Origin of the sequence: Parabacteroides goldsteinii DSM 19448 = WAL 12034, assembly GCF_000969835.1 — a bacterium.
Classification (GTDB): domain Bacteria; phylum Bacteroidota; class Bacteroidia; order Bacteroidales; family Tannerellaceae; genus Parabacteroides; species Parabacteroides goldsteinii.
Window position 1 is genome coordinate 1 of sequence record NZ_KQ033917.1, and the last position, 2,074, is coordinate 2,074.

The window sequence follows — 2,074 nt, forward strand, 5'->3', positions numbered from 1 at the left end:
CATAATAAATTACTTTTATTTGTTAATAACTAAGGTTGACTCTTTTTGATAAATTAATGTTTGTGTCGTATGAAGACATAGTTCTTAGAAGACTACGGTTAGCTTTTATGCATTCAATTATCTCATTTTTTAAAAGTATTTACTAAAATCTTATATACCCTTATGAGATTGCATATTAGCAAGTAACAATCATCTTTTTTAGTTCTCTTACTTTGTAATAAAGTGCTGAATGGAATACCGCCAGTACTAAAAGAGTAGAACTCATTTACAAAAAAGAGGTTCCAAAGATAATTCAATGCATTAAAAAACAACTACAGTTAACTTTTCATTTTACATAACTAAAGGACTCTTCTAAATTGTTTTCATAAACTCAATATCTCCCAATCACTTGATCGATACATTTAATTACACCGCAAATATAAATAAATATTTTTAATATAGAGAAGAAATAAATTAAATATTCTATCAAATATATCTAAAACGAAAATAATCATTTACAGATATTGTTTTGAAGGGAAAGTACGTAAATATTAAAAGAGAGCGATAAATGCATGCTCTCTTTTGATAAACAAATATTCCGCTCACATCGCAGAAACAACAATATCTATTTTATTGTATTACAAAGTTTTACTATCAAAGTCTTATTAATAAAAATATTAATTAATAACGAATCATTCCCAACATTTTGCTTCGTGAAAGCAAGCATGCACCCAGTGCACCTGCTCGTTCTCCTAGCCTGGAGACTTTGATTTCGGTATCCTGAGAAACCAAATTAAGAGAATATTTCCGTATAGCGCTTTTAATAGGCAGACTGATATATTCGCTGGTCAAAGACAAAGTTCCACCGAGTACCACCAACTCCGGGTTGAAGATATTCATAAGTCCGGCAATTCCACGGCCCAGCTTCTCACCCATTTCTTCCAGGATTTCGATACAAAGCACATCTTCCTTCTGGATTGCCTCTATCATATCGGCCATTTTTATCTTCTCTTTCTTTTCTATTTTTTCAGCGAGTATAGTACTGCTGCCTTCGCGGTAACGTTCCAGCAACTTACGATGCAAGGCAGAACCGGATGCTTCGGTTTCAATACACCCCTTTTTACCGCAATGGCACAGAATTTCGTTATCAAAGAAACAGAAATGTCCGAACTCACCGGAAAAACCGGACTTGCCATAATACAGTTCACCGTTTATAAAGATGGAAAGTCCTAATCCCCATCCCATATTAATGAACAATATATTTTTTTCTCCCTTTACGACACCTTGCATATATTCACCATACATCATTGCACGGGTATCATTTTCTATATAAATTTTTATATTAATGCGCTCCTCCAGAATCTGGGATAACGGTTTTTCTTCAAAATAAAAAATACTGTAGCTATAGCCTGACACAGGATTAACACGCCCCGATATATTTACACCTACAGCTAATACTTTTTCGCGAGGAACACTCAATCGGTCAATAAAGTCGTTAATCAGATTACATAATATCTCCAATGCCTCTGGTGTATTCTCCAATGAATACGGAATATTTTCTTCTACACGTAACTTGTCTCCTTTGAAATCGACAGCTGCAACATTAATTTTGCTCCGGAAAACATCCACGCCAACAAAATAACCAGAAACCGGATTCAAACCATAGATATTCGGTTTGCGCCCCCCGTTAGTCTCCTGTTTTCCAAAATCCAGGATATAACCGTCATCCAGTAATTCTCCTACCAGCTTCGTTACGGTAGGAATACTCAAATCCATTTCCTTGCACAATTCTGCAATTGTGGCATCACCATTAGCTATATAATAATGTATAATCTTCTTTTTTAATAATGCACTACGATTGCTATCGGCCGTGATAAGGAATTTTGTATTCATGGTACTATTTTTTTTACTTCTGTCATTTGAATAAACAAAAGTAGATAAATATTCTTCAAATAGTCCTCTGAGTAAATAAAAAAAATATGTAACAGTCGATCTTGCAAATCCAATTTATGCATCAGAAATCGTTCTAGCATTCAAAAACAAGGGATCCTTTTAATTAAAAAAAACATAATACATCATAGTCTTCTAAGAACTA

The 2,074-nt window shown here is 33.8% G+C and carries 1 protein-coding gene; it reads right to left on the reverse strand.

The window, feature by feature from the left end; translation table 11 throughout:
- Window positions 1-660 precede the first annotated feature (660 nt).
- On the reverse strand, window positions 661-1,872 hold the full coding sequence (locus HMPREF1535_RS24980; protein WP_046145813.1) for an ROK family transcriptional regulator: 1,212 nt from the start codon (window positions 1,870-1,872) through the stop codon (window positions 661-663).
- Window positions 1,873-2,074 lie beyond the last annotated feature (202 nt).